A 25,745-nucleotide genomic window follows, 5' to 3' on the forward strand; every position below is an offset into this window, starting at 1 on the left:
GTCGACACTCCGATCCGCTGCGGGCGGGATCCGTTTGAAGACGGACCCCGGGGTGTCGCCGGTGTCGGTGGAAGAGTGGGCCGGTGATGTGGCCGGCGGCCGCCGCTGAGTCGTTGGTGTCCTTTTGCTCATTGACGGTCAGCGGTGGTCGCGGCCTTGGGTGTCAGCCGGGTGTGTCGGCGGTTTCGGCCGTGCTGGTGGTGTGTTGCCGTGGAAGCGTGCCTGCTGGCGGGGCCTGCCGCACGGCCCGGTTGGCCGTGGTGAGCAGGGCCAGGGTGAGGAGCCATGCTCCGCAGAGCCAGACCAGCGGTTCGGCGCCCAGCATGGTGATCAGCGCGCCGCCTGCGAGCGTGCCGATCGACAGGGATCCCGTGGTGAGCGTGGAGACCGCGCTCGTCGCCCGGCCCCGGAGCCCGTCGGGGGTGATGGCCAGTTGGTGCGTGGTCATGGCCACCGTGTAGACCGGAGCCACCAACGACTCCGCGGCCGCGACCACTGCCAGCACCAGCGGGTTGGGCGCGAGAGCGTACAGCGGGAACATCAGTGCCTCCAGCCACAGCATCACCACGGCGATCCGACCCAGCGGAAAGCGGCGCGTGGCCCTGCCCGAGACCAGCGCCCCCGCCATGGCGCCGACCGCCGCGCCGCTGAAGATGACGCCGATCCACAGCGGAGAGGCGCCCACCTGCTGGGCGAGGGTGATGATCAGCAGGTAGCCGGCGCCGTAACGCACCTTGTCCGCGGCCGAGACCAAGGTGAGGAAGCGGATGACCGGCTGGCGCCAGAGCCAGCCGAGCCCCTCGCGGATCTCGGTGGTGAGGCGGGGTGTCGTCCGAACGTCCTGCCGGTCTGCTTGGAAGCGGGCACGCATCAGACGCAGTGACGCCGCGGACACCGCGAAGGAGAGCGCGTTGACGGCGAACGGCACGGTCCGGCCGACGGCGTAGAGGGCGCCGGCGAGTGGGGCCCCGAAGACGCCCACCGCGCCGGCGGCGGACTGTGAGTAGCCGAGCGCGGTGGACAGTTGTCGCGGATCGACCACGTTGGGCAGCGCGGCTGTGTTCGCCGCCTGGAAGAGCGTGGTCAGGATCCCGGCAAGTACCGCTGTCGTGTACAGCTGGGGCATGGTGAGCCTGTCCAGCCACAGTGCGACGGCGACGCCGGCGGTGAGTACGGCCCGGCCGAGTTCACACCAGATCATGGTGGCCTTGCGGTCCCACCGGTCGGCCAGGGCGCCGGCGATCAGGCCGAACACCAGGAAGGAAAGGGTGCCGAGGCCGAGTACGAACCCGGCTTGGGCGGCCGACCCGGTGAGGGCCAGCACGATCAGCGGCAGGGCCATGAAATGAGCCTGGTCGCCGATGGCGGAGACCAGTTGGCCGCTCAGCAGCAGCGAGAAGTCCCGGTTCCGGAACAGGCCGGGACCGTGCAGGGAATTCAAGGGGTGGGGGGTTATTGGGGTGTGGTGGTGATGGTGGCGGTGAAGATGGTGTTGTTCTGTTGGTGGCCGGTGATGTGGGTGGTGGTGTGGGTGGTGGTGTGGGTGGTGGTGTGGGGGGTGGCGTGGGGGTGGGGGGTGGCGTGGATGTGGAGGGGGGTGGTGAGTTCTGCGTAGTGGTGGAAGTGTGCGTTGATGGATGTGTGGGTGGGGTGGGTGGGGGTGGTGAGGGCGGTGGTGGCCTGGTGGGCTGCTTCGAGGAGGACCATGCCGGGGTAGTGGTCGCCGGTGTGGTCGAAGAGGGTGGGGTGGCGGGGGTCGGGGTCCAGGAGCCAGTGGCCGGGGTGGTGGGTGGTGGGGTCGGTGGCGAGGACGACGTCGGTGGGGGTGTTCTTGCCGACGGTTGTGGGGGGCAGGGTGTGGTGGGGGTGGGTGCGGGTGTGGGGGGTGGGGGTGGGGGTGGTGCCGCGTATGCGGTGGTAGGCGGCGGGGGAGATGCAGGTGAAGCGGCCGCCGCCGGTGGCGCAGGGGCGGCCGTTGCGTTCGATGGTGATGTGCATGGTGAACTGGGCGAGCCGTCGGCCTTTGCGGACGGTGTCGGTGCAGGTGGCGGTCAGGGTGAGTTCGCTGGGGCCGTGCTGGATGAGCATGTTCTCGGTGTGGGTGTTCACGTGCAGGTGTGAGAGCAGGAAGTGGTGGTCCAGGGGGACGTCGTACTCGGCGTGGGCGAGGAAGAGCCCGGTCTGGCGGATGGTCTCGGCGGCCTGCAGGATCTCGTGGCGGCGGCCGTCGGTGCTGGTGAAGAAGGAGTGCATGCGCGGCCATTCGCCGGTGAGGGTGTAGCGGTCGTCGCCGGTTTTCTCGCATCCGGTCAGGAAGACCTCCGCGTGGCAGGCGCGGTGCACGTACTGGCGCGGGACGGTGGTGGTCAGCCGGGGCATCGCCTGCAGGCCGGTCTGTCCGGCCGGGCCGTGCGGGTGGTCGGGGTGGTCCGGGCCGGGTGCGGGGGGTGCCGCGGGTGGGGGGGATGCGGTGGCGGGTGCTGTCGTGCGGGTCGTCAGAGCGGTCACGCGCTCTCCGCCTCTCTCCATGCTGGTCGGGCAGATGGGAAGAACTGACAGGCCTCATAAGATACGGACTAACCGGTTTTGTTTTCAAGCCTGATTCCGTATGCCGGGGCCGCGGTCCGGGTGCCGGGGCCGGGGGTAAGCGGTGGCAAGTCTTCCGTTACGGGGTGATTCCCTCGGTGCGGGTCCGCAGGATTTTCGTCTGGGCATACCGCGCGTACGGTTTTGCTGATCGTGGGGGTCCGGGGGCGGGCCGGTCTTCCCGCCGGGGGCTGGTGCCCGGCCGGCGGCGGTGCCCGTGCAGGTTCGTTTTCCCGGGAGGGGGTCTGCGCGGTGGGGCCGTCCGGGTCGGGGAGCACGGGCCGGCGGCCCGGGTGGTCCTGCCGGGGGGCGGGTGCGGGCGGTGACGGGTCGGTGCGGGATCGGGGCTGGCGGCCGGTTTGCGGGTCTGCGGGATCGGGGGCTGGCGGCCGGTTTGCGGGTCTGCGGGGAGGTCTGGCGGTGCCGGCCGGTGTGGTGGCGGGGTGGTCGTGCGGGAGTGGCCGCGGGCGGTCCGGGTGCCGGTGCGGAGGGTGGTCATTGTCTGCGGGGAGGGCCGCGGGCGTCTGGGCGGGCTGGTCGCGGCCGTGTTCACCGCTGGCGGTGTTGTCCGGCCGGGCCGGTGCCGGGCGGATCGCGCGGGGTCTGCCGGGCCGGTTGGATGGTGTGGGGTCGTTTGGTGGGGGTGCGGCGGGAGTTCGCCGCTTCGCTGCCCGCGCGGGTGCCCGCCGGGCCGGTCCGGGCCGGTCCGGGCCGGTCCGGGCCGGTTCGGTGTCCCCGGGGGGTGCCGGGGCCGGCCGGGCCGGGCCGTCGCGGGTTTCTTTCGGGCCTCCTCCGCCTTGCCGGAGGAGGCCCGGCGGGGCGGTGCGGGTCTGTGCCCGATGATGAACGGGCTGCTCGCCCCTGGGTGTGGGGTTCTTGCCGGGGAGCCGGCCGGCGTGCTGATCGCGCTGCGGGACGGGGGCGGTGCCCGGCTGGGGGAGAAGGGGCTGCTGGAGGGTCTCGTCCTGCTGTGCACGGCGGGCGGCGAGAGCACGGTGGACCCGCTGGACGACGCGGTCGCCCTGCTGCCGGCCCGTCCCGGGCGGCTCGCGCTCCCGCGGGCGGGGCGGGGCGGGGTGGGGGAGACCTGGCGGGTGCAGGCCCTTGGCGCGAACGGGATCTTGCGTTGTGCGGTGGGGGCCGGCGGGGCGGTGGCCCCCGGGGAGGGGGAGGGGATCCGGCGGTCATCTCCTGCATCGCCGCGGGGCGTGATCCTTTGGTGCGTGATCCTTTGGTGCGTGGTGCGTGGTGCGTGGTGCGTGGTGCGTGGTGCGTGGTGTGTGGTGCGTGGTGTGTGGTGCGTGGTGCGTGGTGTGTGGTGTGTGGTGTGCGGGCCGGCCTGTTCGGGGGCATCGGTGCGGGCTGCCGGGAGGGTCTTTTCTTCGGTGGCGGACCGCATTTTTGTCTCGGTGCCCCGCCGGCGCGGCTGGGGGCGGTGTTCGCGCCGAGTGCTCTGTTCGCGGGGTTTCCCGTGGTGGCCCTTGCCGTGCCGGTGCAGAGCCTGTGTCCGCTGGAGTCGTTCGTCTCCGGGGGGCACCGTGGACTGCCCGTGCTGCTCGGGCCTTTTGCCGTGGCGGGGCAGCGGCCGTTGGCTGTGGTCCTGGCGCATTCCTGAGGGGCTCTGGGCCCCGTGGTGTCACAAGAGGCGGCGCACGGTGCTGGACGCGGGGCCGCGCGGTGCCGGACGCGGGGCGGCGGGGGCGGCGGGGGCGGCAGGGGGGCGGCGGGGGCCGTCCTTGTCCCGGGTGTGCCCGGGCGGGCCGGCAGCGCGGTGTGTGTCTTCTGCCCAAGGGGCCGGGGGGCCGGGGTGGTTGTTGTTGCGTGTCCTGCGGGGAGGGCGGGGCGGTTTTTGCCGGGTGCCGCACCGGGTGGTGTCTGTCCGTCGCGGTGCCCGGCACGTTTTCTCGCCGTAGCGGTCCAGAACCCGGGTGCGCCCGGGAGGGGGGCTCCCGGCCCCCGGCCCCCGGCACCCGCCCCGGCCCCCGGCACCCGCCCCGCCCCGGCCCCCGGCACCCGCCCCGGCATCCGGTCCGGTTCCTGGCATCCGGTCCGGTTCCTGGCATCCGGTCCCGGCACCCGGTATCCGGTCCCTGGCATCCGGTCCGGTCCCCGCCCGGCGTCCGGCCCCGGCGTCCGGTCCCGGCGTCCGGTCCCCGGTCCCGGCGCCTTCGGTTTCTGGGTCCGGTTCCCGGGTCCTGGGCTCTTCGGGCGGGGGTGTTCCGAGGGGGTGCCGGGCGCCGTTTTGCGGCGGGTGGGTGGGTGGGTGTCGGGGCCGGGGCCGGGGGTTTTTTGCTGTTTTGGGCCGTGTCTGTCCGGTGGGGTGGTGTGCGGGGGGTGTGCCGTTGTTCTCGGGCGGGTGTGCTGTCGGGGGCCGGGGGTGTCGTCATGTCCGTGGGGTGGTGGGTGCCGGCTGTGTGGTGGGCCGGGGGCGGGTTGTGGTGGTGCTGCGCAGCAGCGGGCGGTACCAGTGCAGGTGGGCGGTGAGGCCCTGGGCGGGGGCCGGGCCGGGGTCGCGGTCCAGTTCCCGCCAGGTGCGGGCGCTGCTGAACCAGTGGTCGGTGGCGAGCATCTCGAGGTGGTGCCGGGCGGTGGGGGAGCGGTCGGCCAGTTGCCGGGCCCGCTCCAGTGGCAGCAGTTCGCCCGGGGGCAGGTCCAGGTGCCGTGTCACGAGGCCGATCAGGGCCGAGGCGGGTACCGGGCGGGGGTGGTTGACGTGGAGGACCGGTGGCAGGCGGTGTTCTTCGAGGGCGGCCGCGGCGGCGGCCTGGGCCAGTGCGCCCACGTCGACGGCGGAGTGCACCGAGGGGCACGCCACGCCCGCGCCCAGGAAGCGCAGGAGCGAGGCCAGTCCGGGAAGCATCCACCGGTCGCCGGTGCCGTAGACGAGGTGCGGGCGCAGTACCGTGCCGCCGGCGGCCAGGACGTGGTGCTCGGCTCGTGCGCGGGTGCGGCTGGCGGCGGAGGCGGGGGCCTGTGCCAGGCGGGCGGGTGCGGCGTCGCGGAAGGGGCCGCGTCCGTAGACGGCGGCGGTGCTGACGTACACGATGCGGCGCACCCGGTGGCGCAGCGCCTCCTCGACCAGGGCCCGGGTGCCCAGGTCGTTGACCCGGTGCAGATCCTGTTCGTCGCCCTCCACGAGGCAGGCGCAGTGCACGAGGGCGTCGATGTCCTTGCACAGGTCCTTCAGCGAGGCGGGGTCGGTGAGGTCCGCGCGCACGGTCTCGGTGCCCTTTCGCGCGGGGGGAGCGTAGGGGCCGCGGTGCATCAGCCGAACCCGCGCGGGCGGTTTTGTCAGCAGGGCGCGGACCACATGGCGTCCGATGAAGCCTCTTGCCCCGGTGACCAGTACGTTTTTCAACATGTGCGGCTCCTTGGGATGCCGGGCGCGGGGCGCCGGAAAAACGGGAGTGCGTCGTCATCGGCTTGTGAAAATACGGACTACCTGGTTTTGTTCTGGTAGTGAGCGGGCACCTGGTGCCGTACCCAGCGACAACCAGGGAGGCCTTCATGGCGCGGCAGGAGCGCGCGATCCGGACGAGGGTGGCGATCGTGACGGCGGCCGCCTCGGTCTTCGACGAGTACGGATACGAGCGCGCCACCATCGGCGAGATCCTCTCCAGGGCCGGGGTGACCAAGGGGGCGCTCTACTTCCATTTCCCGTCCAAGGCCGCCCTGGCCGAGGGTGTGCTCAGTCAGCAGTTCAGCCTGGTCTCGGTGGAGCCGAGCGCCTCCAAGCTGCAGGAACTGGTGGACACCGGTCTCACGGTGGCCTATCACATGCGCAGGGACCCGCTGGTGAGCGCGGTGGCGAGGCTGAGCCTGGAGCAGGACGTGCGGGCCCAGTTCGGCACCGCGGCCCTCACCCAGTGGATCGATGCCACCAACTATCTGCTGACCGAGGCCAAGAAGCAGGGCGAGCTCCTCCCGCACGTGGTGCCCTCGGAGACCGCCTGGCTGTTCGCGGCGGCCTGGACCGGCGTGCAGGTCTATTCGCACATCCTGTCGCAGCGGGAGGACCTCGAGGCGCGGGTGGTGTCGCTCTTCGGGCACCTGCTGCCCGGCATCGCGGTCCCGGGTGTCCTGGCGAGCCTGGAGAACACCACCGAGCGGGCGGCGGAACTGGGCGCCAGGAGCCGGGAACGGGAACGGCAGGCCCTGGCCGAGGGGCCCGCGGACGGGCCGGACGGCGAGCCGGTGGCCGGGGAGCCGGCGGCGGCGGGCTGAGCGGGCCGCCGGGCCGGGCCGCCCGCCCGGCGGCCGCGCCGCGCGTTCACCGGGCGGCCACGCTCACCGTGGAGCGGAAGACCGGCTTTGCGTCCTGGTGGCCGCTGACGAGCACCGACTCCGCGGCGCCGGTGCCGGGGACGCGGCACGCCTCGATCACGCAGTGGCTGCTCAGTGCGGTCTCCCGGAGGAACTCGGTCGTGATGCCCAGCGGCACGCAGGGGCGCCCCAGCAGCGCGGCCGTGCTCTGGCAGACGGCCTCGAGCAGCATCATGGCCGGCACGTGGCCGACGGGGCGGTCGAAGAAGGCGGGGTGTTCGATGTCCACGCGCAGCCGCCACCGGTCCTCCTGCCCGGTGGCGGACAGGACGACGTCCGCGGGCGAGAGGCGTCCGGCGCTGTGCGGGGGGACGGGGGCGGTCAGCGCGATGACCCGGGGCCGGCCCCGCCCGGGCGGCAGGGGCGGGTGCGCCGGCGGGGCGGCCCAGGCGAGCGTGGCCCCGCCGGTCGCCGCCGGGCGGCCCTCGCGGTGGATCTCCACCTCGACGCGGAGCCCCGCCGGGGTGCTGCCGTGCCGCGCCACCGGCGTGGCGTCGACGCGCAGTTCGAGCGTGGCGGGCGTCCAGCCGATGCCCAGGTGCTCCGGGCGGACGTGCACGCGAAGATCCCTCACCAGCAGCTGCCGGTCGAGCGGGACGCCGTACTCGGTGTGGGCCAGCAGGATCCCGGCCTGACGGATCGTCTCGGCGGCGATGAGCGGGTGGTAGCGGCCGTCCGCGGCGAAGAGACGGTGCCCGCGGGGCCACTGGGCGCTCACGGCGAAGCGGTGCCCGCCCGCCGGCTCCCAGCCGGTGAGCATCACCTCGGCCAGGCTCGCGCGGTGGACCAGTTCCTTCGGAACGGTGGTGGTCAGAGGCCGCGGGAGCAGGGCCCCCGCCCCGGCGGGCGTGCTCGTCGCGCTCGTCGCGCCGGGTATCGCGTGACCGGCGTGCAGTGTGCTCACAGACATGGTCTCCCCCTGAGCCATGTTGGCCTGGTGCCGGGGGGAGCTCCCCGGCACCGCAAAGATACATACCACCCGGTTTAATTTCTAGAAGGAATGCGGCAACCGGCCCGGACGGCAAGGGGAGTCCCTCCTTCCGGGGCGCGGCGCGGCCGCCCCGGCCCCGCACCCCCGGGCCCTCCGGCGGGGTGCCCGGTGCCCGGTTCGCCCCGTATTCCCGGGCGTTTTGCCGCCGTTCCGGGGTGGCCCGGCCGCCCTCCCGTCCCCGGCCCGGAGCCGGGAGGGCGGATGCCCGCACCGCCCGCGCCGCCGGTCCGGTGCCGGGACCTTCATGGATCTTTACATAAACCGCCTAAGCGGTTTGTTACGATGTTCGTCGTGGGCTGGGCCGGGTGTTCTGGGCCCTGTCCCGGGAAGGGGCGTGGCGATGGCGACGGCGGCTGCCCCGGCACCGGCCGGGCCGGTGCCGGCCGGTGCGGGCGCGGGGCCGCGCCGGGCGGGGTCCGGGGGCCTTCGCCCGGGGCCGGCCGGTGTGCCCGCGGGGCCGGGCGGCCGGGTGCGGGTGCCGCGGCGGGTGCCGCCGGCCCGGGCGGCGCGGGGGCGCGGGCCGGGAGGCAGGGCGCCGCGGGCGCTTCGGGCGGCGCCGGTGTCGTCCGCTCCCCGTTTTCGCGGGCGCGGCCCGAGGGGCCCCGCCGCCGGCGTCCGGCGCCAAACGCCGGCGGGTGCCCGGGGGCCGGCCGTTTTCCGCGGTGCCCCGCGCCGGGCGTGCCGTTTCGCCGCCCGGCCAAGGGCCCGGTGCCCGCACACAGCAAGCCGCCGTATAGGGAACGAGCCCGGGGGCGGGCCGGTGGCGTCATCGGCCCGCCCCAGTCAGGAGAACCGTCATGGTGAAGCAGGAGCGTGCCGCGCGCACGCGGCAGGCTTTGGTGCAAGCGGCCGCCGAGGTGTTCGCCCAGGACGGTTTCGTTCTGGCGTCGCTCAACTCCATCAGCAGGAGGGCCGGGGTGAGCAACGGCGCGCTGCACTTCCACTTCGAGAGCAAGCAGGCCCTGGCCCGCGCCGTGGAGGACGAGGCGGCCGCCGTGGTGCGCGCCATCGCCGCCCCGGCCGCGGGCGGCGCGCCCAATCCGCTGCAGCGGCTCATCGACGCCACCCACGCCCTGATGGGGCGGCTGGACCGGGACGTCGTGGTCCGGGCCGGCTTCGAGCTGGCGGGCGGCCTGCCGCGCCGGGACGGCGCCGTGGACCTGCGCGGACAGTGGCAGGGCTGGGTCGAGGAGGTGCTCAGGGACGCGGAGCGCGAGGGGGAGCTCGCCGAGGGCGTGTCCGCGGCCGACGTGTCGGTCACCGTGGTGGCGGCGACGGTGGGCTTCGAACTGCTCGGCGCGGACGACCGGACGTGGACGTCCCCGGACACCATCGTGCAGTTCTGGGACCTGCTGCTGCCCCGGCTGGCGGCGGCCGACGGTTTCGGCCGGCTGGTGTCCGCCGGCACACCGGCCGCCGCGCCCGGCCGCACATAAACAGCACAAGCGGTCTGCCGGCGGGCCCCGACCGGGTGGCTCCCGGCGGAAGCCCCCCCGGGGTTCTGCCGCCCGGGGCGGCCCTTTCGCCGCGGCGCCCCGGGCGGAAGCCGGGCCGTTCTCCCCGGCCGGGGGGGCAAAAGTCCGGCCGCCTCTCCCGCCCGGACGGCCGGCCGGAGCCGGGTTCGCTCCGGGCGCCGGACCGGCGGAGGAAAATAAAACAGCTCAAGCGGTTTGATATTGACAGACTGTGCGTGCTGTTTTTTACTGGTCAAAGCCGGACACCGCACCGGGAGCAGGGGGAGACGGCGTGGACATCGATGTACTGGGCGCACTCGCCGTACGGCACGACGGCGGGTCCATCACGCCGACGGCGCCCAAGCCGCGCCAGGTGCTCGCCCTGCTGGCGCTGCGCGCGGGCCAGGTGGTCCCGGTGGGCGTCCTGACCGAGGAGTTATGGGGGGCCACGCCCCCGCGCAGCGCCCGCGCCACCTTGCAGACCTACATCCTGCAGCTGCGTGAACTGATCACCGCCGCCCTGGACGGCGGCCCCGGCGGCACGCGGACCGCTCCCGGGCCCCGCCGCACGGCCAAGGACCTGCTGCTGACCGTCCCCGGCGGCTATCTGCTCAAGGCCGACGGCGGCACCAGCGACGTCAGGGAGTTCGAGAGGCTCGCCGGCGTCGGGTACCGGGCCATGGACGCCGAGGACCACCCCCAGGCCGCCCGCCTGCTGCGCCAGGCGCTCGACCTGTGGACCGGCCCCGCGCTCGCCGACGTCCACACCGGCTTCCACCTGCAAACCGAGGTGAGGCGGCTGGAGGAGAGCCGGCTGTGCGCCCTGGACCAGCGGGTGGAGGCGGACCTGCGGCTGGGCCGGCACCGTGAGCTGCTGGCCGAACTGACCGTGCTGGTCAACCAGTACCCCACGCACGAGAGCCTGTGCGGCCAGTTCATGCTGGCGCTCTACCGCTCCGGGCGCCGCGGCGAGGCGCTGGAGGCCTACCGGCGGCTGCGCTCCACCCTGGTGCGCACCATGGGTCTTGAACCCTCCCCGGCGCTGGGCAAGCTGCAGCGCTCCATCCTGGCCTCGAACCCCGGCGCCCCGCCCGTGCGCCCGGCAATCCCCGCCCTCCCGGTGGCCTGACCCCCTCTCCCGCCGCCCTCCAGCGGGAATCGAGCACCGTCCAGGTTCCGCCGTGCAGCGTTGATCACACCGGGAGGAGGGGCCCAGCATGTCGTCGCAGCCAGCGCACCGCGCCCGGCACACCGTCGAGGTCGCCGCACCCGCCGGTGTCGTCTACGGCCTGCTCGCCGACGCCCCCCGCTGGCCGCTCCTGCTGCCCTCCTGCGTCCACGTCGAACGCATCGACTTTGACGGCACCGAGGAGAACCTGCGCCTGTGGGACCTCGGGCATGGCCGGGTGCGCTCCCGCCTCGTCCGCCGGGTGCTGCGGGCGGGCGAGCGCCGCATCGAGTTTTGGCGGCAGGACGCCCCGCCGCCCGGGGCACCGGCGTCCGGCACCCGAGGCGATGCCCCGGCTTTTTTGGGCCCGGCGTGCGGCACCTGGAGCGTGGAGCCCGACGGCGCGGGCCGGTGCCTGCTGACCCTGCGGCAAGACCGCCCGCCCGTTTCCGGCCAGGGGCCCGAGACCCTGCACGAGGAGGTGCGGGCCGAACTGGCCGCGCTGCGCGAGGCGGCCGAACGCTGGGACCGGCTGGACGAACTGCTGCTGTCCTTCGAGGACAGCGCCTACGTCGCCGGCCCCCCCGAACTCGCCTACGACTTCCTCTACCGCATCGAGGACTGGGCCGGCCTGGTCCCCCACGTCGAACACGCCGAGGCCACCGAGCACCAGCCGGGCGTGCAGGAGGCGATCGTGCACACCTGCGCCCCGGACACGGGGCGCACGTCCGTGTCCCGGGCGGTGCGGCTGTGCTTCCCGGCCGCCGGACGGATCGTCCACAAGCAGACCGCGGTGCCGCAGCCCCTGGCCGCGCACTGCGGGGAGTGGTACCTGGAGCCCGACGAGAACGGGGTGCTGGTGGTCCGCGCCCACCAGGTGATGATCGAGGAGAGCGCGGTGGAGGCCGTCCTGGGCGCGGGCGCCCGTCTCGTGGACGCCCGCCGGCACGTGCGCGAGCAGCTGGGCCGCTCAAGCACCGAGATCCTGGACCTGGCGCGGTGGCACGCCGAAAGCGCCGTGCGCCGGCTGCGATGAGAACGCCCGGCAAGAGCTCCGCGGCGGCCGGCACCACGACGACGAGGAGACCCGCGATGGCCCCCACCTGGCCGCACCGGGCCGCCGGGCGGCCCCCGGCGACCCGCACCGCACCCCGCCACCGCACCCCGCCGCCCCGGGACGCGGCACAGCACGCGGCGCACCTCGAAGCGCTGCTCGGTGACCCCCGCGAGCCCGCCAACCCCTACGGCCGCCCGGCGGTGTGGGCCGCGGCGCCAGGCGCCCTGCCCGCCCCGCCCGCCGGCCTGCCCGGCGCCGGGGACCTGGCGGACGCCGGCCGGCTCGCCCGCGCCCTGCGCCCGCTCTTTCGCCGGGATCTCGCCCTCGCCCACGCCTGGATCCTGCGCCCGCTGCCGAGCGCACCGGTGCCGCACCCGGCGGCCGCCCTGCTCGGCCCGGCGGCGCTGCTGGCGGGGGTGGGCGCTCTCCTGCGCGCCGTGACCCGCGTGGTGGACGGCCTGAGCCGTCACGAACCCGCCGCCGGGCAGTGGCGGCCGGTCCTGGCCTCGGTCTTCGCGGACCTGCTGGCCTGCGAGAGCCTGACGGCGGTGGCCCTGAGCTCCTGCCCCAAGGACCCGAGGACGTCGGCGGACGGCCCCGGCACACACGCCGGGGGCCCGCCCCCGCAGCCCGGGGAACTGCTTGCCGCCGCGGCGGGCTACCTCGTGCCCCAGCTGGCCGGCGACCTGCTGAACGATCTCGAACTGGTACTGGAGGAATGCGGTTTCGGCGGCGACACCCCCGAACGGCACACCCTGGCCAGGATCCTGCGGGACCGGTCCCTGGTCGGGGGCGACCAGAGGGCCGCCGGTGCCGCCCAGACCCGCCTCGTGCGGGCACTGGACACGGCGGGCGGCTCGTGGCCGGACGACGTCACCCGGTGCACGGCACTGTTCTGGACCACCGCCGGCCCCGCCGGCCCCGCGGCCTTCGCCGGTCCCGCCGTGGCACCGCGGGCCGGGGACGGCGAAGACGGCACCGCGGCGCTCGCCCGGCTCGGGCGCAGACTGGCCGCCGAGCAGCGGGCGCTGCGCGTGGCCTGCGCGGCCGCCGCCGCGCACGAGCCCGCCGACCCCGCGGCGCGTGCGCTGGCGGACCGCCGGGCCCTGCTGCTGCTGGCCGCCGCGACGACGGGCGTGCAAGAAGCGGCGGCCGCATCGCGCCTGCCCTTCCTCGGCGAGGCCGGCTGGGCGCTGCTGGCGCTCGCCAGGATCACCGGGCGGCTCGGGGCGGCGCTGCCCGACCACATGCCCGACGCGCAGCCGGGCGTGTGGGACGAACTGGCCCGGCGCGCGGCGGACGCGGTGGACTGCGACCTGTACGCGACGGGGCTGTCGTGGTGAGCGGGACGGGCACGGCACACGGCCGCGTGCCGGCGGACCCGTTCCTGCCGCCGTGCCACGTCCCCGGCCCGGACGGCCCCTGGGAGCAGGTCCAGGAGCGGATCGAGAGCACGGGCCGGGCGGTGGTGCACACCACCTGGGGCCAGTGGCTGACCCCGGTCCTGCTCGATCCCGCGCTGCGCACCCTGCTGGGCCGCGACTGGCCCCGCTACCGGCAGCACCCCTCCCCCGAGGGCCGGCTGGGCATCGCCGTGTCCCGGGCGGTGCTCAAGCACACGGCCGCGGCGGCCCTCGGCGTCCCCGCCCAGCGGCTGGACCTGGCCGCCCTGCCCGGCGGGCGGCCCGTGCTGCGCGGGCTCGGCGCGGACCTGCGGATCAGCCTCAGCCACACCGACGAGCTGATCGTGGCCGGGGTCAGCCGCACCGGGCCCATCGGGGTGGACGCCGAGCCCGCCGGGCGCCGGATCTCCTTCGAGGCGATGCGCGAGCACGTGTGCACCGCCCGGGAGGCCGAACAGCTCGCGGCCCTGCCCGAGCGGGAGCGCACCGAAGGGCTCCTGCGGCTGTGGACGCTGAAGGAGGCCTACACCAAGGCGCTCGGCCACGGGATGCGGCGCAGGTTCTCGGCGGTCGGCTTCGAGCGGGACGAGGCGGGAGGTGTCCGGCTCGCCGGGCACCCCCGCGGGCAGTGGTCCTTCGTCACCCATCTCGTCCAGGGACGCTTCCTGGTGAGCCAGGCGCACCGGCAGGACGCCGCGCCGGCCGTGCCGCAGGGCACACCGGCCCCGTCACCGGCCCCGTCACCGGTCCCGTCACCGCTCCCGCCCCCCGCGGACGGGCCGGTGCAGCCGCCGCACACCGCCCGGGTCATCGAATTCCCCGGCAGGCGCCGGGATCCCGGACCGCGGTGAGCGAACGCGTTCGCCGGCACTGCGGGCGCGGCCGGAAGAACCGTGCAGAAACGATTCGAAAAGGAGGCCGGGTGTTGGACACGGCTGCGGGGGCACAGGTGCCGGGCACCTTGGGCAGCGCATGAGCAGTCAGCACCGGCCCGACGGCGCCGTATTCGCCGTGGTGCACGAACCGCCCGGCACACGGGCCCGCTCACCGCTCGTCTTCGAGCTGTGCGGACTCTCCCGCACGCACGCCGAGGCGGTCGCCGCCCGCATCGCCCAGCACCACCGCGCCTACGACGTCGAACTGGCCGCAGACGCAGACGCAGGCGCCGTGGACGCCGACACCGCCGGCGCCGCGGGCACCGGTGCCACGGCGGACGCCGGTGCCGCGGGTGCCGGGCGTCCTGGCCGGCATCTGCTGCGCCTCACCCCCCGCACCCCGGCCGGCGAGGGCGCCCTGCCCGGCGAGGACCTGCTGGCCGATCTGCTGGCGCCGCCCGCGACGGCCGCGATCGCGGTGAGCGGGCACCAGCGGGCGCTGCTCGGGGCGGCGGTGAGCGGGCGCGAGGGACCCGGCCGGTATGTGGAGCAGATCTTCTGGGACTGGACGGGCCCGGTGGACTTCGGCCGCTTCGCCGCCGCCTGGCAGTCCCTGGCCGAGCGGGAGGCGGTGCTGCGCGCGTGCCTCGACCCCTCCGGCGCCGCCCGCCTGGTGCTCCACGACCACGCGGTGGTGGAGGTCGTACGCCGCACTCCCGCCGGCGCGGACTGGAGCGGGCTGCTCCGCCGGGAGCGGGCCCGCGGCTTCGAGCCCTACCGGCCCGGCCTGCTGCGCGTCTGCCTGGTCGAGGGGACACCGGGGCGGGGCGGCGTTCGCCGTCCGCCCGCCCGGGTGCTGATGACCTACCACCGGGCGCTGCTCGACGAGCGCGGGGCGCGTCTGCTGGCACGGCAGTTCTACCGCGCCTACCTGGCCGGCGGTGTGCTGCCGGGCGGGGACCGGCGGCCCGACATCCGGGACTACGCCCACTGGCTGGAGCGCCAGGACGCCGCCGCGGCCCGGGCGTACTGGGCTCTCGCCGCACCGCCCGCCGGCGCCGCCCTCAGCCCGGGCCGCCCCGGCGGGGCGGCGCGCACCGCCAGGGGAGCGGGCAGGGTCCGGGCCCGTCTGGGCCCCGCCCGCACCTCCCGGCTGCGCTGCTGGGCCGCGGCCCGGGGGGTGGGGGAGAGCAGCGTCCTGCACGCGGTGTGGGCCCTGCTGCTGTACCGGGCGGCCGGGACGGGCGGACGGCTGCCGGTGGCCTTCGGCGTGCACGTGTCGGGGCGGGACATGGCGCTGCGGGCCGCGGCCGACCTGCCCGGACTGCTGGGCGGCCCGCTGCCGGTGACGCTCACCGTGGACCCCGCCGCACCGCTGGACCGGCTGCTGCTGCAGGCACGCGACGCCGTCCTGGACCTGACCCCCCACGCCTGGGCCTGCGGCGGGCGGATCCGCGAAGGGAGCGCAGGGGCCGGCCCGCCGGCCCCCACCGAGACCGCCGTCCGCTTCGACCGCCACCCCCGGCTGCCCGAGAGCCTGCGGGCCGAACTGGCGGCGCAGGGCATCGGGGCGGGTGAGCCGCACGGTGCCGGAGGTGACACGAGTCCGCCCCTCACCCTGAGCGCGCACTGCGACGACGGCGGCGCCCTCGCGCTCAGCGCCCTCCACGACCGGGCCAGGTTCACCGGCACCGCCGTCTTCGGCCTCCTCGCCCAGTGCCTGCACCTGCTGCGCACCCTGCCCGGGCACCCGGGGCAGGCCCTCAGCGTCGGCGACGCCCTGGGCCTGCTGGACTCCTTCGAGGTGCCCGCCGTGGCACCGCCCCCGCCCCCCGGACCCGCCCCGGCGCTCACCGTCCTGCGCCCCGGGCGGGACGGGGCGGACCTGGTGTGCCTGGTCCAGGTCCCCGGCGTCACCCCCGGGGCGTACGACATGTTCGCGCACGGGCACGAGGGACCCGAACGCATGGTGCTGCTCAGGACGACGGACCGGCAGGTGCCGCCCGGCTTCAGGCGTGAACTGCTCGACGGCGGGCGGCGGCTGATCCTGTGCGGGGCCGGCCCGGCCGCCCCGGCCGCCCATGAGATCGCCCGTCGTGCGGCGGCACGCACGGGCGCCGCCCCGGCCGTGGTCATGACCGGGACCGGCGGTGACGCCCAGAGCGCGAGGGCGTTGTCCCGTGCCCTGCGAGCGGTGCGGGCACCCGGCGTCTGACCGGCCACCGCGCCCTGCGCCGGTGCCCGGCCGCCTCTCCTCCAGCGGGCCGAGAGCACCCCTTGAGCGCCATGGCCGAGCGTGATCGGAACGAAGGAGGCGCCATGGGCGGCACCCACCGCGCGGAACCGGTTCTGCGGGTCGAGCGCGGCACGGCGAGCCAGGAAGAACTGGCCGCGCTCGTCCTCGTGCTGCTGGCCCGCCGGGGCCGGAGCGCGGCCGGCGTCGTACGGCCACGGCGTACGGCCGTACCGCGCTGGTGGCAGCGGCCGGGGGAGCCCCAGGGACCACACGGCCGGCGGTGAGCGGCGAACACCGCCCTCCCGCCCCCTCGGCAACCCAAAAACAAGACCGAGAGGTCTGTTTGAAGGGGTCATCAAGGGGCGGCGGTCGGTTCCCTCGCGGGTGCCCGCTCCCCGCGCCAAAGCGGCGTTCCGCCCTCCACGGAGGGCGGACGGGCCGTCAGGGCGGCCACAGGGCAAGGAAACCGGCAGGCGGACGGTCACCTTCGAGGCCTGTCGCGCTCCCGCTCGAGGATGAGAAAAGCAGGACGCTCGGTTTCATATTGACATACCGCGCGCGCTGTTTTTAACTCGTGAAGTGCCAGGAGCACACGTGGACTGAGGAGACGGCGTGGACATCGACGTACTGGGTGCACTGGACGTGAGGGAGAACGGGGTGTCCATCACCCCCACGGCGCCCAAGCCCCGCCAGCTGCTGGCGCTGCTGGCGCTGCACGCCGACCGGGTGGTGCCGGTCGGCTCGCTCGTCGAGGAACTGTGGTCGGGCCGGCCGCCGCGCAGCGCGCGCACCACCCTGCAGACCTACGTGCTGCAGCTGCGCGAACTCATCGCCGCGGCCCTGGCCCACCGCGCCGCACGGCACCCGGGCGCCGGGCCCGGACCCCGCACCGCCAAGGACGTGCTGCTCACCCTGCCGGGCGGCTACGTGCTCTCCTCGGGCGGCGGCCCCAGCGACCTGCGGGACTTCGAGCGGCTGGCGGGAACGGGCTACCGGGCCATGGACGCCGGTGACTTCGCGGCCGCCTCCCGCACCCTGGGCACCGCCCTGGACCTGTGGTCGGGACCGGCCTTCGCGGACGTGCAGTGCGGGACCCGGCTCGCCACGGAGGCACGGCGCCTGGAGGAGAGCCGGCTGTGCGCCCTGCACCAGCGCATCGAGGCGGACCTGCGGCTCGGCCGGCACCGCGAGGTCCTCGCCGAACTCACGGTCCTCACCAGCCACTACCGCACCCACGAGAACCTGCACGCCCAGTTCATGATCGCCCTGCACCGCTCCGGGCGGCGCGGCGAGGCACTCAACGCCTACACGCACCTGCGCACCACCCTGGGCCGGGACCTGGGCCTGGAACCCTCCGCACAGCTGCGCCGGCTCCAGCACCTGATCCTGACGGCCGAACCCGAGACCGGCCCGGCCCGCGCCGCCCGCGCCGTGCACCACCCAAACGCCGGACCCCGGACCGGCAGCAGGTAGCGGGCCGCCGCTTCGGCCCTGTGGCCCGCTGCCCGCCGCTGCGGCGGCTTCGGCGGCGGCGCGGGCGACCAGGCCCGTCCTGCCCGTCCTGCTCCGCAGGAGCCCCGTTTCTCTCCCCCGCGAGCGGGAGGTATCTCCGCCCCGGTCCGCACGCCGGGTATCCACGAAAGGGACGACCTGATGACCAGCGAGCCGACAGCATCCTTCGACGGCCCCCGAGACATCCTCGCCGAACTCACGGCCGTGCTGGCCGATGTCGTGCACGCCGACCCCGACCGGGTCGACCCCGAACAGCCCTTCCCCGTCCTGGGCCTGGACTCCCTGCTCACCGTCGAGTTCGTCTCGGCCATCGACCGGCGCCTCGGCGTCCGCATCGCCCCCGCGGACCTCTACACCCACGCCACCCCCGCCCTGCTGGCCCGCCACCTGGCCGCCGCGGGCGGCGGCGGCCGGCAGACCCCCGCCCCCCAGGACGGCGGTGCCGCGGCCGCGGTGCTCGAGGCGCTGCGCCACCAGCTCGCCGACATCCTGCACTGCGACCCGTGGGAGATCGACGACGGCGCCGCCTTCGCGGAGCTGGGCATCGACTCCATCCTGGCGGCCGGTTTCGCCGACGGCGTCAACCGCGCCTACGGCCTGAGCGAACGCCCCGTCACCGTCCACGAGCACCCCGGCCTCGCCGCGATGGCCGCCTACATCGCCTCCCGCACCCAGAACACCCCCACCGCCCCCGCCGCGCCCCTGCCCGCCGCCCCCGCCGCGCCCGTCCCCGCGGCCCCGGCCCCCGCGGCCCTTGCGCCGGCCCCCGCGGCAAACGCCCGCCGCACCCCGCCGCCCGCGCCGCGGCCCGCCGGCCCGACCGGCGCGCACCGGCGGCCCGCGCTGTCCCCGGAAGAGGTCCTCGCGCTCCTGGACGCGGTACGCGGCGAGCGGATCGGCGTCGACGAGGCCGCCGCGCTCCTGACCGACGGTCCGGCCTGACCGGGACCCCGCCGCACCGCCACCGGCCTTCTGATCCTTCTTCAGCCCGCCCGGCCCCGCGCCGCCACCTCGCTGCCCCTGGCCACGGGGCGAACCGAGACGGACGAGACGACACCATGACCATCACCGCACCGCAGCCACCCGGCACCGGGCCCGCCCCGCACCACGAGACGGTGCCCCCGGTGAAGCTGTGGCTGTGCCCCAACGACGCCCTCCCGCCCCCCGTCGCCGGCATCCTGGCCGCGCACTGGCTCGACGACCGCGAGAACCAGACCGCCGCCCGGTTCCTGTTCGAACGCGACCGCCGCCAGTACCTCGTCGCCCACACCCTGGTGCGCCGCGCACTGGCGCTCGAGGCCGGCCTCGCCGAGGCCGAACTGGTCATCTGGCGCTCCTCGCGCGGGCGGCCCTTCCTGCAGCCGCTGCCCGGCGGCCTGCCCCGCGGCGGCGGCCACCTCGACTTCAACCTCTCCCACGCCGGCGGCTACAGCCTGCTCGGCATCGTCCGCACCCAGCGCATCGGCGTCGACGTCGAATGCCTGGACCGCGAGAGCGGCGCCCTGGAGACCATCCTGACCACCTTCACCCCCCAGGAACAGCACTGGGCCGCACAGGCACCCCCCGGACCGCGGCGCGACCGCCGGGTGCTCAGGCTGTGGACCCTGAAGGAGGCCTACTCCAAGGCCCGCGGACTGGGCCTCGGGCTGCCCTTCGACGAGTTCGCCTTCACCCTGGACGACGACCGCAGCGTCCTGGCCTTCCAGCCGCCCGCGGACGACACGGCCGGACGCTGGCGGTTCATCGAACTGGAACCGGTGCCCGGCGTGCTGGCCGCGGTGGCCGTCCCCGCGGACGACGGCGGCGCCCCGCACCTGGAACTGCACCAGGGATTCCCCTGGCACCGGGCCGCCCCGCACACCATCGCCCTGCCCGAGCCCGTGGGCCCGCCCCGCCCCGCACCGCACGACCCCGCCCGCACGGCACTTCCCGCACCGCTCTGACCCGGCCACCGCCCCTTTCGCACCCCCCTTCCCGCGCCGGTGCCCGGCGAGGACGCCGGCGCCGCGGCCCGGCGCGCGGCCGGCGCAACACCCCACGTGGAGCACCGCTGGAGGACCGCTACAGGAAAACGCTCGGGGGGCACGGACACGGCTAGCGTGCCCTGCGGCGGAGATTTCCGGCCACGAACAAGGAACTGGACACAAGGAACTCGACGAGGTGGGGAGGCCACCATGGAGATTCAGGTTCTGGGGCCGTTGAGTGCCGAGGTCAACGGGGGATCAATCGTTCCGACGGCCGGCAAGCCGCGGCAGATCCTGTCGCTGCTGGCGCTGTACCCGGGACGGGTCATGCCCGTTCCCACGCTCATGGAGGAACTCTGGGGAACCGAGCCCCCGGCCAGCGCACTGACGACCCTTCAGACATACATACTCCAGCTGCGCAGGCGGCTGGGCACGGCCATGGGCACGGGCACACCGGCCGGCGCCAAGGACGTCCTGGCCACCCGGCACGGCGGATACCTGCTGCAGATCGACAAGAGCTGCGTCGACGTGCACACCTACGAGGAACTGACCCGCCAGGGCCAGACGGCGTTCGTGGAAGGGGACGACGAGGTGGCCGCGGCCCGCTTCCGCGCGGCACTGGACCTGTGGACCGGCGCACCGCTGGTCGACGTGAGACTCGGTCCCGTCCTGGAGATCGAGGTGATGCGGCTGCAGGAGAGCAGACTGGTCACCGTGGAGCGGCGCATCGACGCCGACCTGCGGCTGGGCCGCCACACGCAGCTGATCGCCGAACTGACCGAGCTGACCGCCCGCCACCCCCACCACGAGGGCCTGCACTCCCAGGTCATGGTGGCGATGTACCGCTCGGGCCGGCAGGCCACCGCCCTGGAGGTCTACCGCAGGCTGCGCATCCGCCTCATCGACGAGCTGGGCGTGGAGCCCTCCCCGCAGCTGCAGCGCATGCACCAGGCCATGCTGGCCGTGGACCCGCAGCTGGACATGCTGGCGGGACCGCGCCACGGCTCGACCTTCGACCTGTTCGCGGCGTGAGCGACGGGGCCGCCCGGCCCCGCCGCCAAGTCCTTCGCCCGGCGGCCCGAGCGCCGGCCGGCCCGGCCGCCCGCCCCGTGGCACCCGCCGGGCCGGCCGGCACCCGCCGCGGACACGGTCCGCCGGCGACAGCGCCCGGCGCCCGCCGAGACGGCCGGATCACCCGCGGCCGACCGCCGCCGCCTCCGGCCGCGTCCTCGCGCCGCACCGGGCTCCACCCGTCCTCCGCCCCCGCTCCGGCGCGGACGGCCACACTGTACGTCCGCGGCCGTGCGGCCGCACGGATGACGGATGACGGACCGCGTCCCTGGCCCCGCGGGCCGGGGACTCAGGTGACGGACCATCAGGAAGGGCCTGCTGTCATGGCGCTGACGCTGACCGAGCCCCTCAGCGGGACGCTGCACGAACTCCTCGCCGCGCGCGGCCTGCGCGAGCGCAACAGGGAACTCGTCCTCGCGCTGGTCGCGGCGGGCAACCGGGGCGAGGTCAACCACCTCACCCGCCACTGGGCGCACACCGCCCCACCGGGCGGGCAGGCACTGCCCGAGGGGCTGGAGCTGACGGTCGACAACGTCGTCGCCGACAACGACGTCGTCGCCCTGCGCGCCACCGCCCGTGCCCAGGGGATGGCCTGGTCGCTGGTCGCCGAGCTGCGCTTCGGCGCCGCGGGCCGGGTCGAGCAGTGCCATGACGTGCTCGTGCCCAGGACCACGGCGAACTGACACGGCCCCGGCCCGCACCGCGGGGCCCGCACCGCGGGTACGGCCGTGCCGCCGTGGCCCTGGGCCGGGCGCGCGGCGAAACGCCCACGCCCCCAAGGCCCGCCGCGGCGACGGGCAGCAGGCCCCCCAGGGGAGAAGGGGGAGGGGGAGGGGGAGAGGTCCGGCCAGGGACGTCCGGGAGCACCGTCCGGCCGGTTCCCGGCAGGCCGTCCTCCTCGCCGGCGGCGCGCCGGCGATCGAGGACCGTTCGGGGAGCGCTGGAGAAAACGGACGGCCCCGACACCGCGCGGCTAACGTGAAGAGGCTGAGCCCCGGCCCCGGCCCCGCACACGCGTGCCGGCCCGCCGGGGCCCGCACGCGGGCTCCCCGGGCCGAGCCGGGGGAGCCGCTCGTTTCGTACGGGGGTGTCCGGGAGGGGGAGGCGATGAACGGTGACCGGCCCGCCGCCGTGTGCGCGGTGATCGACCCCGAACAGGGGGAGCACGGCACCGTGCGGCTGCACGGAACGGTGGACGACACCGTCTTCCACCAGGCCCTGCACCGCGCCGCGGAGATCCGCCCCGGGGCCCGGCACTCGGGACTGCGGCTGGTGCGGCACACGGACCGCCTGCACACCCTCGAACTCTCCGGCGGCCCCGCGGCCCCTACGCCGGCCGCCCTCGGCCTGCTCGCCGACCTGCTCACCGCCCTCCCCGAGCCCCGCCCCGCGGCCGATCCGGCCGCCGGCCAGGCGGGCCCGTACTGCCGCACGCTGCCGCGCACCGAACCGGTCACCCCCCGGCAGCGGCAGCGGCTCGCCGACACCCTGGCCTGGCCCGGCCACCAGGCCGAGCAGGTCCTGTGGCGCTGGCACGGGCCGCTGGACACCGCGCGTTTCACGGCGGCCTGGCACGCCGTCGGCGAACGCGAGAGCGTGCTGCGCACCGCCTTCGTGTGGGACCCGCGGCCGCGGGCGGCCGTCTTCGACCGCGCCGCCACGAACCTCGTCCACCACCCGCACACCACTTCGGCCACCCGCGCGGCGCTCCTGGAGCGGGAGCGGGCCCGCCCCTTCGACCTGCGCCGCCCGGCAGCGGTGCGCCTGACGCTGCTGGACGGCGGCCCCCACGAGGCCGCGGCACCCTTCACCGACATCCTCCTGACCTATCACCGTGCCCTGCTGGACGGCTGGAGCGCGCGGCTGCTGATGCGCGAGTGCTGCCGCGCCTACCTCGCCGGCGGGACACTGCCCGGCGGCGAGCGCCGTCCCGACCTCGGCGACTGCGCCCGCCGGCTCGCCGCCCACAACCGCCACCGCCCCGGACCGGCCCACGACTTCTGGCACACCCCCGCCCACCAGCCCCCAGCACCCCGGCCCCCAGCGCCCCGGCTGCCGGCGTCCCCGCCCGCCGCGGCCCCGTCCGCCGTGCCCCCGCCGACTGCGGCCCCGTCCCCAGCGCCCCGGCCGGCCCTACCGCCGCCCGCGATGCCCCCGCCCGCGCTGCTCCCGCCCTTTGCGCCCCTGCCCGCGGGCGGCGGCACCGGCGTGATCCGCGCCGCGCTGTCCCCGGCCCGCAGCACCCACCTGGCCCACTGGGCGGCACGCTGGGGCGTCGCGGAGAGCAGCGTCCTCCAGGCGGTGTGGGCGCTGCTCCAGTACCGCGCCCGCCACACCCCGCCCCCACCCGCCTCCACACCCGCTTCCGCTCCCGGGCCCGCGATCGTGGGTTTCGGCGTGGACTTTCCCGGCCGCGGGCTGCTCCTGGAAGGCATCGAGGGCGTCCCCGGGCCGTTCGAGAACGCGCTGCCCCTGGCCCTGACCATCGACCCCGCCATGGAACTGCCCCGCCTGCTGCGCACCCTGCGCGACCTGGTGATGGACCTGTCCGCCTACGAATGGACCACCACCGGCACGTCCGGCGGCGCCGGGACGCGGGCCGGCGGGCTGCTCGCCTTCGACTGCGGCCCGCGCCCCGAAGGCGCCCACGGCGGCGAACTCGCCGCGCACGGCATACGGCTGGAGGAACAGGAAGCGGCCGGGGCACCCGCCGGACACTCCCTGCGCCTGCGCGCCGGCCACGACACCCACCGCGCCCTCGTTCTGACCTGCGCCTACGACCGCGGCCTCGTCGAGGAGGCCACCGCCCGCACCCTGCTGGCACACACCGTACGGCTGCTGCGCCTGCTGCCCGCCACGGCGGGCCGGACCACCACCGTCGCCGACGTGCTGGCCCGGATGCCGGCCACCCCCACACCCCCGGTCCCCGACGGTCCCCCCGCCGTGGACCCGGCCCCCCTGGTGCTGCTGCGCGGCACGCCGACACCCGCGGCGGCCACCGTCTGCCTGCTCGACGTCCCCGGCACCCCGCCCACCGGACACCGGGAGCTGGTACGGCACTACCGGGGACCGGAGGCCCTGACCGCGCTGCGCCTGAGCGCCGGCCTCCTGCCCGCCCACGCCCGCCGCCTGGCCCGCCTCGCCCGCTCCAGCGGCCGGCTGGTCATCGGCGGGTACTCCGGCACGGGCGCCCTGGCCTGCGAACTGGCCCGCCAGGTCACCGGACAAGGAGCGCGGCCGCCCCTGGTCGTGATCGCCGGCACCGGCGACGACCCGGGCGGGCCCCGGAGCCTGGCCGGCGCCCTGCAGCGGGCGAGCGCCGTGGCCGCCCGCCCCTGAACCACCGCCCCGGGCGGGCGCACCCGGGGGCGCCCGCACCACCACGGGCAAGGCCCGCAAGGCCCGCAAGGCCCGCAAGGCCCGCAAGGCCCGCAAGGCCCGCAAGGCCCGCTTCTAGGGCCAGTTGATGTCGTCGTCACCCAGGACGTCACGCACCGGCACCGGCCGGCCGGCCGGGCCCCGGCGGACGGGGCGGCGGGCAACACGGCGGGCAGGAACCGTGTGTTTCATCATTCCTCCGTGGGCGCGGACGAGGACGGCTCCCGTGAGCGAGGGCGGGCCGTGCGCAGGCAGCGGCCCCCGGCACTTGAGACATTGCCTGCAACCGCTCAAGAACCACTCGAGAAGCACCGGACGAACTCCTGAGATCCGCACGAATTCCGAGGCAGGGCATCTGGCAAAACATTGCCCGGCCCTTGCCCGGGCCCCTACGCTCGGTCGAGGCTCCCGGCGGCACACGCGCCCCCTCCCGCCCCACGGGACGCCCCTTTCTGCCCGTCCGTCCCCGGGAATGGTCACATGCTGCGTCAGCCCGCCTTCGGCCGTCGTCTTCGCAAACTGCGACAGGCCCGCGACCTGTCCCAGACCGCCCTGGCCGGGGACGGCATGTCCACCGGGTACCTCTCCCGCCTGGAGTCCGGCGCACGCCAGCCCACCGAGCGGGCCGTCGCCTACCTCGCCCAGCGCCTCGGCCTGGACGCGGCCGACTTCGAGGAACCCGCCGGCGGCTCCCTGGCCCACGCCCTGTCGCTGGTCTCCTCCACCGGCTCCGAGAGAGCACTGGAAACACTGCGCGAGGCCCTGGCCGCCGAAGGACACGAGGCACCGGTGCTGCGCTGGCAGGCACTGTGGCAGCTCGCCGGACAGCGAAGGCTCCAGGGCGACCACGACGGCGAACGCGCGTACCTGGAGGAACTGGTACGGCTCGGCGACGCGGTCGCCCTGACCGCCCTGCGGGTCCGCGGCCTGACCCGCCTGGCCCGCTGCCTGCGCGCGCTGGGCGAGATCCCCGCCGCCCTCGACGCCGCGACCACCGCCCACCGCCTCGCCCGCGAGGACGGCCTCGACGTGGAGGACCGCGCCACGGTACTGCTCGCCCTGATCTCGGTGGAGGCCGAGGCGGGCCGGATGCCGGACGCGGGGGCCCACACCGACGAACTGGCCGAGATCGTCGCCGGCCGCTGCGACGCCCTGTGGGCGGAGGCCATGTGGACCGCCGCGGTGGTGCGCCTGCGCCAGGGCGACCACACCGCCGCCCAGGCCCATCTGGAGGAGGCGCTGGAGAAGTTCAGCAGCCGCGAGGACCTCGTCCTGTGGCTGCGCCTGCGGTTCACCGCCAGCCGGCTCTACCTGCAAAAGCAGCCCCCCGACCCCCGGGCCGCCGAGCGGTGCCTGACCGCCGCCGAGCCCGCCCTCGCCTTCGTCGGCACCCCCGGCCTGCGCCAGGACCTGCTCGCGCTCAAGGCGGACGTCGCCTTCTTCCGCGCCCGCTACGACGAGGCCCGCGACCTGCTCGGCGAACTCGCCGGGATGGAACTGAGGATGAGCTACCGCGACCGGGTACGCCTGGACATCCTCCGCAACCAGCTGCGCATCCGCTCCGGCGACCTGGGCGGCATCCAGGGACTGCGGGACCTGGCCGAACAGGCCCAGGCCGGCGCCAACATCGACCTGGCCGCGGACATCTGGCGCGTCCTCGCCGAATCCCTGGCCGAATCCGCCACCCCGCCCCCCACCGCCCCCGGCACATGACCGCCCCGGCCGGC

General features: G+C 75.6%; 19 protein-coding genes. 15 read left to right on the plus strand and 4 right to left on the minus strand.

The genetic code is table 11. The features are described from left to right. Positions 1–163 precede the first annotated feature (163 nt). The 3 genes from ACFW6B_RS15770 to ACFW6B_RS15780 form a co-directional block, all read right to left on the minus strand. Positions 164–1,441: an MFS transporter gene (locus tag ACFW6B_RS15770; RefSeq protein ID WP_386596147.1), complete on the minus strand. Its 1,278-nt coding sequence runs from the start codon at positions 1,439–1,441 to the stop codon at positions 164–166. An 11-nt stretch (positions 1,442–1,452) separates the two neighbouring features. Continuing rightward, a complete protein-coding gene (locus ACFW6B_RS15775) occupies positions 1,453–2,508 on the minus strand; it encodes a ScbA/BarX family gamma-butyrolactone biosynthesis protein (protein WP_386596149.1) in 1,056 nt (351 codons plus the stop codon). 2,461 nt (positions 2,509–4,969) lie between these two features. Beyond that, entirely contained in the window at positions 4,970–5,947 is a 978-nt protein-coding gene (locus ACFW6B_RS15780) for an NAD-dependent epimerase/dehydratase family protein (RefSeq protein WP_386596151.1), read from the minus strand. Between the two features lie 146 nt (positions 5,948–6,093). On the opposite strand from ACFW6B_RS15780, the gene ACFW6B_RS15785 reads away from it, so the two are divergent. Continuing rightward, positions 6,094–6,810 carry a ScbR family autoregulator-binding transcription factor gene (locus tag ACFW6B_RS15785; protein WP_386596153.1) on the plus strand — a complete coding sequence of 239 codons (717 nt, stop codon included), beginning with the start codon at positions 6,094–6,096 and terminating at the stop codon, positions 6,808–6,810. A 46-nt stretch (positions 6,811–6,856) separates the two neighbouring features. Here ACFW6B_RS15785 and ACFW6B_RS15790 read toward each other — a convergent pair whose 3' ends face one another. Then, a complete protein-coding gene (locus ACFW6B_RS15790) occupies positions 6,857–7,819 on the minus strand; it encodes a ScbA/BarX family gamma-butyrolactone biosynthesis protein (protein ID WP_386596156.1) in 963 nt (320 codons plus the stop codon). 878 nt (positions 7,820–8,697) lie between these two features. Here ACFW6B_RS15790 and ACFW6B_RS15795 point away from each other — a divergent pair. The 14 genes from ACFW6B_RS15795 to ACFW6B_RS15860 all read left to right on the plus strand — a co-directional run bounded on the left by ACFW6B_RS15795 (position 8,698) and on the right by ACFW6B_RS15860 (position 25,731). Then, positions 8,698–9,336 carry a ScbR family autoregulator-binding transcription factor gene (locus tag ACFW6B_RS15795; protein ID WP_386596159.1) on the plus strand — a complete coding sequence of 213 codons (639 nt, stop codon included), beginning with the start codon at positions 8,698–8,700 and terminating at the stop codon, positions 9,334–9,336. Between the two features lie 310 nt (positions 9,337–9,646). Then, positions 9,647–10,483, plus strand: coding sequence for a BTAD domain-containing putative transcriptional regulator (locus ACFW6B_RS15800; RefSeq protein ID WP_386596161.1), 837 nt, complete (start codon positions 9,647–9,649; stop codon positions 10,481–10,483). A gap of 88 nt (positions 10,484–10,571) precedes the next feature. Then, the gene (locus tag ACFW6B_RS15805; RefSeq protein ID WP_386596163.1) at positions 10,572–11,558 is read left to right on the plus strand and encodes an SRPBCC family protein; all 987 of its coding nucleotides are present in this window, start codon (positions 10,572–10,574) and stop codon (positions 11,556–11,558) included. Positions 11,559–11,614: 56 nt separating this feature from the next. After that, entirely contained in the window at positions 11,615–12,922 is a 1,308-nt protein-coding gene (locus tag ACFW6B_RS15810) for a hypothetical protein (RefSeq protein ID WP_386596165.1), read from the plus strand. Next, positions 12,916–13,833, plus strand: coding sequence for a 4'-phosphopantetheinyl transferase family protein (locus ACFW6B_RS15815; RefSeq protein WP_386596167.1), 918 nt, complete (start codon positions 12,916–12,918; stop codon positions 13,831–13,833). The genes ACFW6B_RS15810 and ACFW6B_RS15815 overlap by 7 nt, the downstream gene beginning before the upstream one ends. A gap of 121 nt (positions 13,834–13,954) precedes the next feature. Beyond that, entirely contained in the window at positions 13,955–16,072 is a 2,118-nt protein-coding gene (locus tag ACFW6B_RS15820; RefSeq protein ID WP_386596168.1) for a condensation domain-containing protein, read from the plus strand. Between the two features lie 104 nt (positions 16,073–16,176). Beyond that, the gene (locus tag ACFW6B_RS15825) at positions 16,177–16,377 is read left to right on the plus strand and encodes an acyl-CoA carboxylase epsilon subunit (protein WP_386596170.1); all 201 of its coding nucleotides are present in this window, start codon (positions 16,177–16,179) and stop codon (positions 16,375–16,377) included. Between the two features lie 328 nt (positions 16,378–16,705). After that, positions 16,706–17,566, plus strand: a complete 861-nt coding sequence (locus tag ACFW6B_RS15830; protein ID WP_386596172.1) for a BTAD domain-containing putative transcriptional regulator — start codon at positions 16,706–16,708, stop codon at positions 17,564–17,566. 180 nt (positions 17,567–17,746) lie between these two features. Beyond that, positions 17,747–18,547 carry a phosphopantetheine-binding protein gene (locus tag ACFW6B_RS15835; protein ID WP_386596174.1) on the plus strand — a complete coding sequence of 267 codons (801 nt, stop codon included), beginning with the start codon at positions 17,747–17,749 and terminating at the stop codon, positions 18,545–18,547. A gap of 116 nt (positions 18,548–18,663) precedes the next feature. Next, positions 18,664–19,548, plus strand: coding sequence for a 4'-phosphopantetheinyl transferase family protein (locus ACFW6B_RS15840; RefSeq protein ID WP_386596177.1), 885 nt, complete (start codon positions 18,664–18,666; stop codon positions 19,546–19,548). A gap of 231 nt (positions 19,549–19,779) precedes the next feature. Next, a complete protein-coding gene (locus tag ACFW6B_RS15845; protein ID WP_386596179.1) occupies positions 19,780–20,601 on the plus strand; it encodes a BTAD domain-containing putative transcriptional regulator in 822 nt (273 codons plus the stop codon). Positions 20,602–20,963: 362 nt separating this feature from the next. Next, the gene (locus tag ACFW6B_RS15850) at positions 20,964–21,323 is read left to right on the plus strand and encodes a hypothetical protein (protein WP_386596181.1); all 360 of its coding nucleotides are present in this window, start codon (positions 20,964–20,966) and stop codon (positions 21,321–21,323) included. 424 nt (positions 21,324–21,747) lie between these two features. Continuing rightward, positions 21,748–23,979, plus strand: coding sequence for a condensation domain-containing protein (locus ACFW6B_RS15855; protein WP_386596183.1), 2,232 nt, complete (start codon positions 21,748–21,750; stop codon positions 23,977–23,979). Between the two features lie 519 nt (positions 23,980–24,498). Further along, positions 24,499–25,731 (plus strand): helix-turn-helix domain-containing protein, encoded by a 1,233-nt coding sequence (locus ACFW6B_RS15860; protein ID WP_386596185.1) that lies wholly within the window; start codon positions 24,499–24,501, stop codon positions 25,729–25,731. Positions 25,732–25,745 lie beyond the last annotated feature (14 nt).

Origin of the sequence: Streptomyces sp. NPDC058751 (assembly GCF_042746485.1) — a bacterium.
Classification (GTDB): domain Bacteria; phylum Actinomycetota; class Actinomycetes; order Streptomycetales; family Streptomycetaceae; genus Streptomyces.

Bases quoted from the DNA above. Each gene is read 5' to 3' on its own strand.
- ACFW6B_RS15825 (WP_386596170.1), top strand. From the start codon at position 16,177: ATGGGCGGCACCCACCGCGCGGAACCGGTTCTGCGGGTCGAGCGCGGC.
- ACFW6B_RS15850 (WP_386596181.1), top strand. From the start codon at position 20,964: ATGGCGCTGACGCTGACCGAGCCCCTCAGCGGGACGCTGCACGAACTC.
- ACFW6B_RS15860 (WP_386596185.1), top strand. From the start codon at position 24,499: ATGCTGCGTCAGCCCGCCTTCGGCCGTCGTCTTCGCAAACTGCGACAG.
- ACFW6B_RS15835 (WP_386596174.1), top strand. From the start codon at position 17,747: ATGACCAGCGAGCCGACAGCATCCTTCGACGGCCCCCGAGACATCCTC.
- ACFW6B_RS15780 (WP_386596151.1), bottom strand. From the start codon at position 5,947: ATGTTGAAAAACGTACTGGTCACCGGGGCAAGAGGCTTCATCGGACGC.
- ACFW6B_RS15790 (WP_386596156.1), bottom strand. From the start codon at position 7,819: ATGTCTGTGAGCACACTGCACGCCGGTCACGCGATACCCGGCGCGACG.
- ACFW6B_RS15805 (WP_386596163.1), top strand. From the start codon at position 10,572: ATGTCGTCGCAGCCAGCGCACCGCGCCCGGCACACCGTCGAGGTCGCC.
- ACFW6B_RS15795 (WP_386596159.1), top strand. From the start codon at position 8,698: ATGGTGAAGCAGGAGCGTGCCGCGCGCACGCGGCAGGCTTTGGTGCAA.
- ACFW6B_RS15785 (WP_386596153.1), top strand. From the start codon at position 6,094: ATGGCGCGGCAGGAGCGCGCGATCCGGACGAGGGTGGCGATCGTGACG.
- ACFW6B_RS15855 (WP_386596183.1), top strand. From the start codon at position 21,748: ATGAACGGTGACCGGCCCGCCGCCGTGTGCGCGGTGATCGACCCCGAA.
- ACFW6B_RS15820 (WP_386596168.1), top strand. From the start codon at position 13,955: ATGAGCAGTCAGCACCGGCCCGACGGCGCCGTATTCGCCGTGGTGCAC.
- ACFW6B_RS15810 (WP_386596165.1), top strand. From the start codon at position 11,615: ATGGCCCCCACCTGGCCGCACCGGGCCGCCGGGCGGCCCCCGGCGACC.
- ACFW6B_RS15840 (WP_386596177.1), top strand. From the start codon at position 18,664: ATGACCATCACCGCACCGCAGCCACCCGGCACCGGGCCCGCCCCGCAC.
- ACFW6B_RS15845 (WP_386596179.1), top strand. From the start codon at position 19,780: ATGGAGATTCAGGTTCTGGGGCCGTTGAGTGCCGAGGTCAACGGGGGA.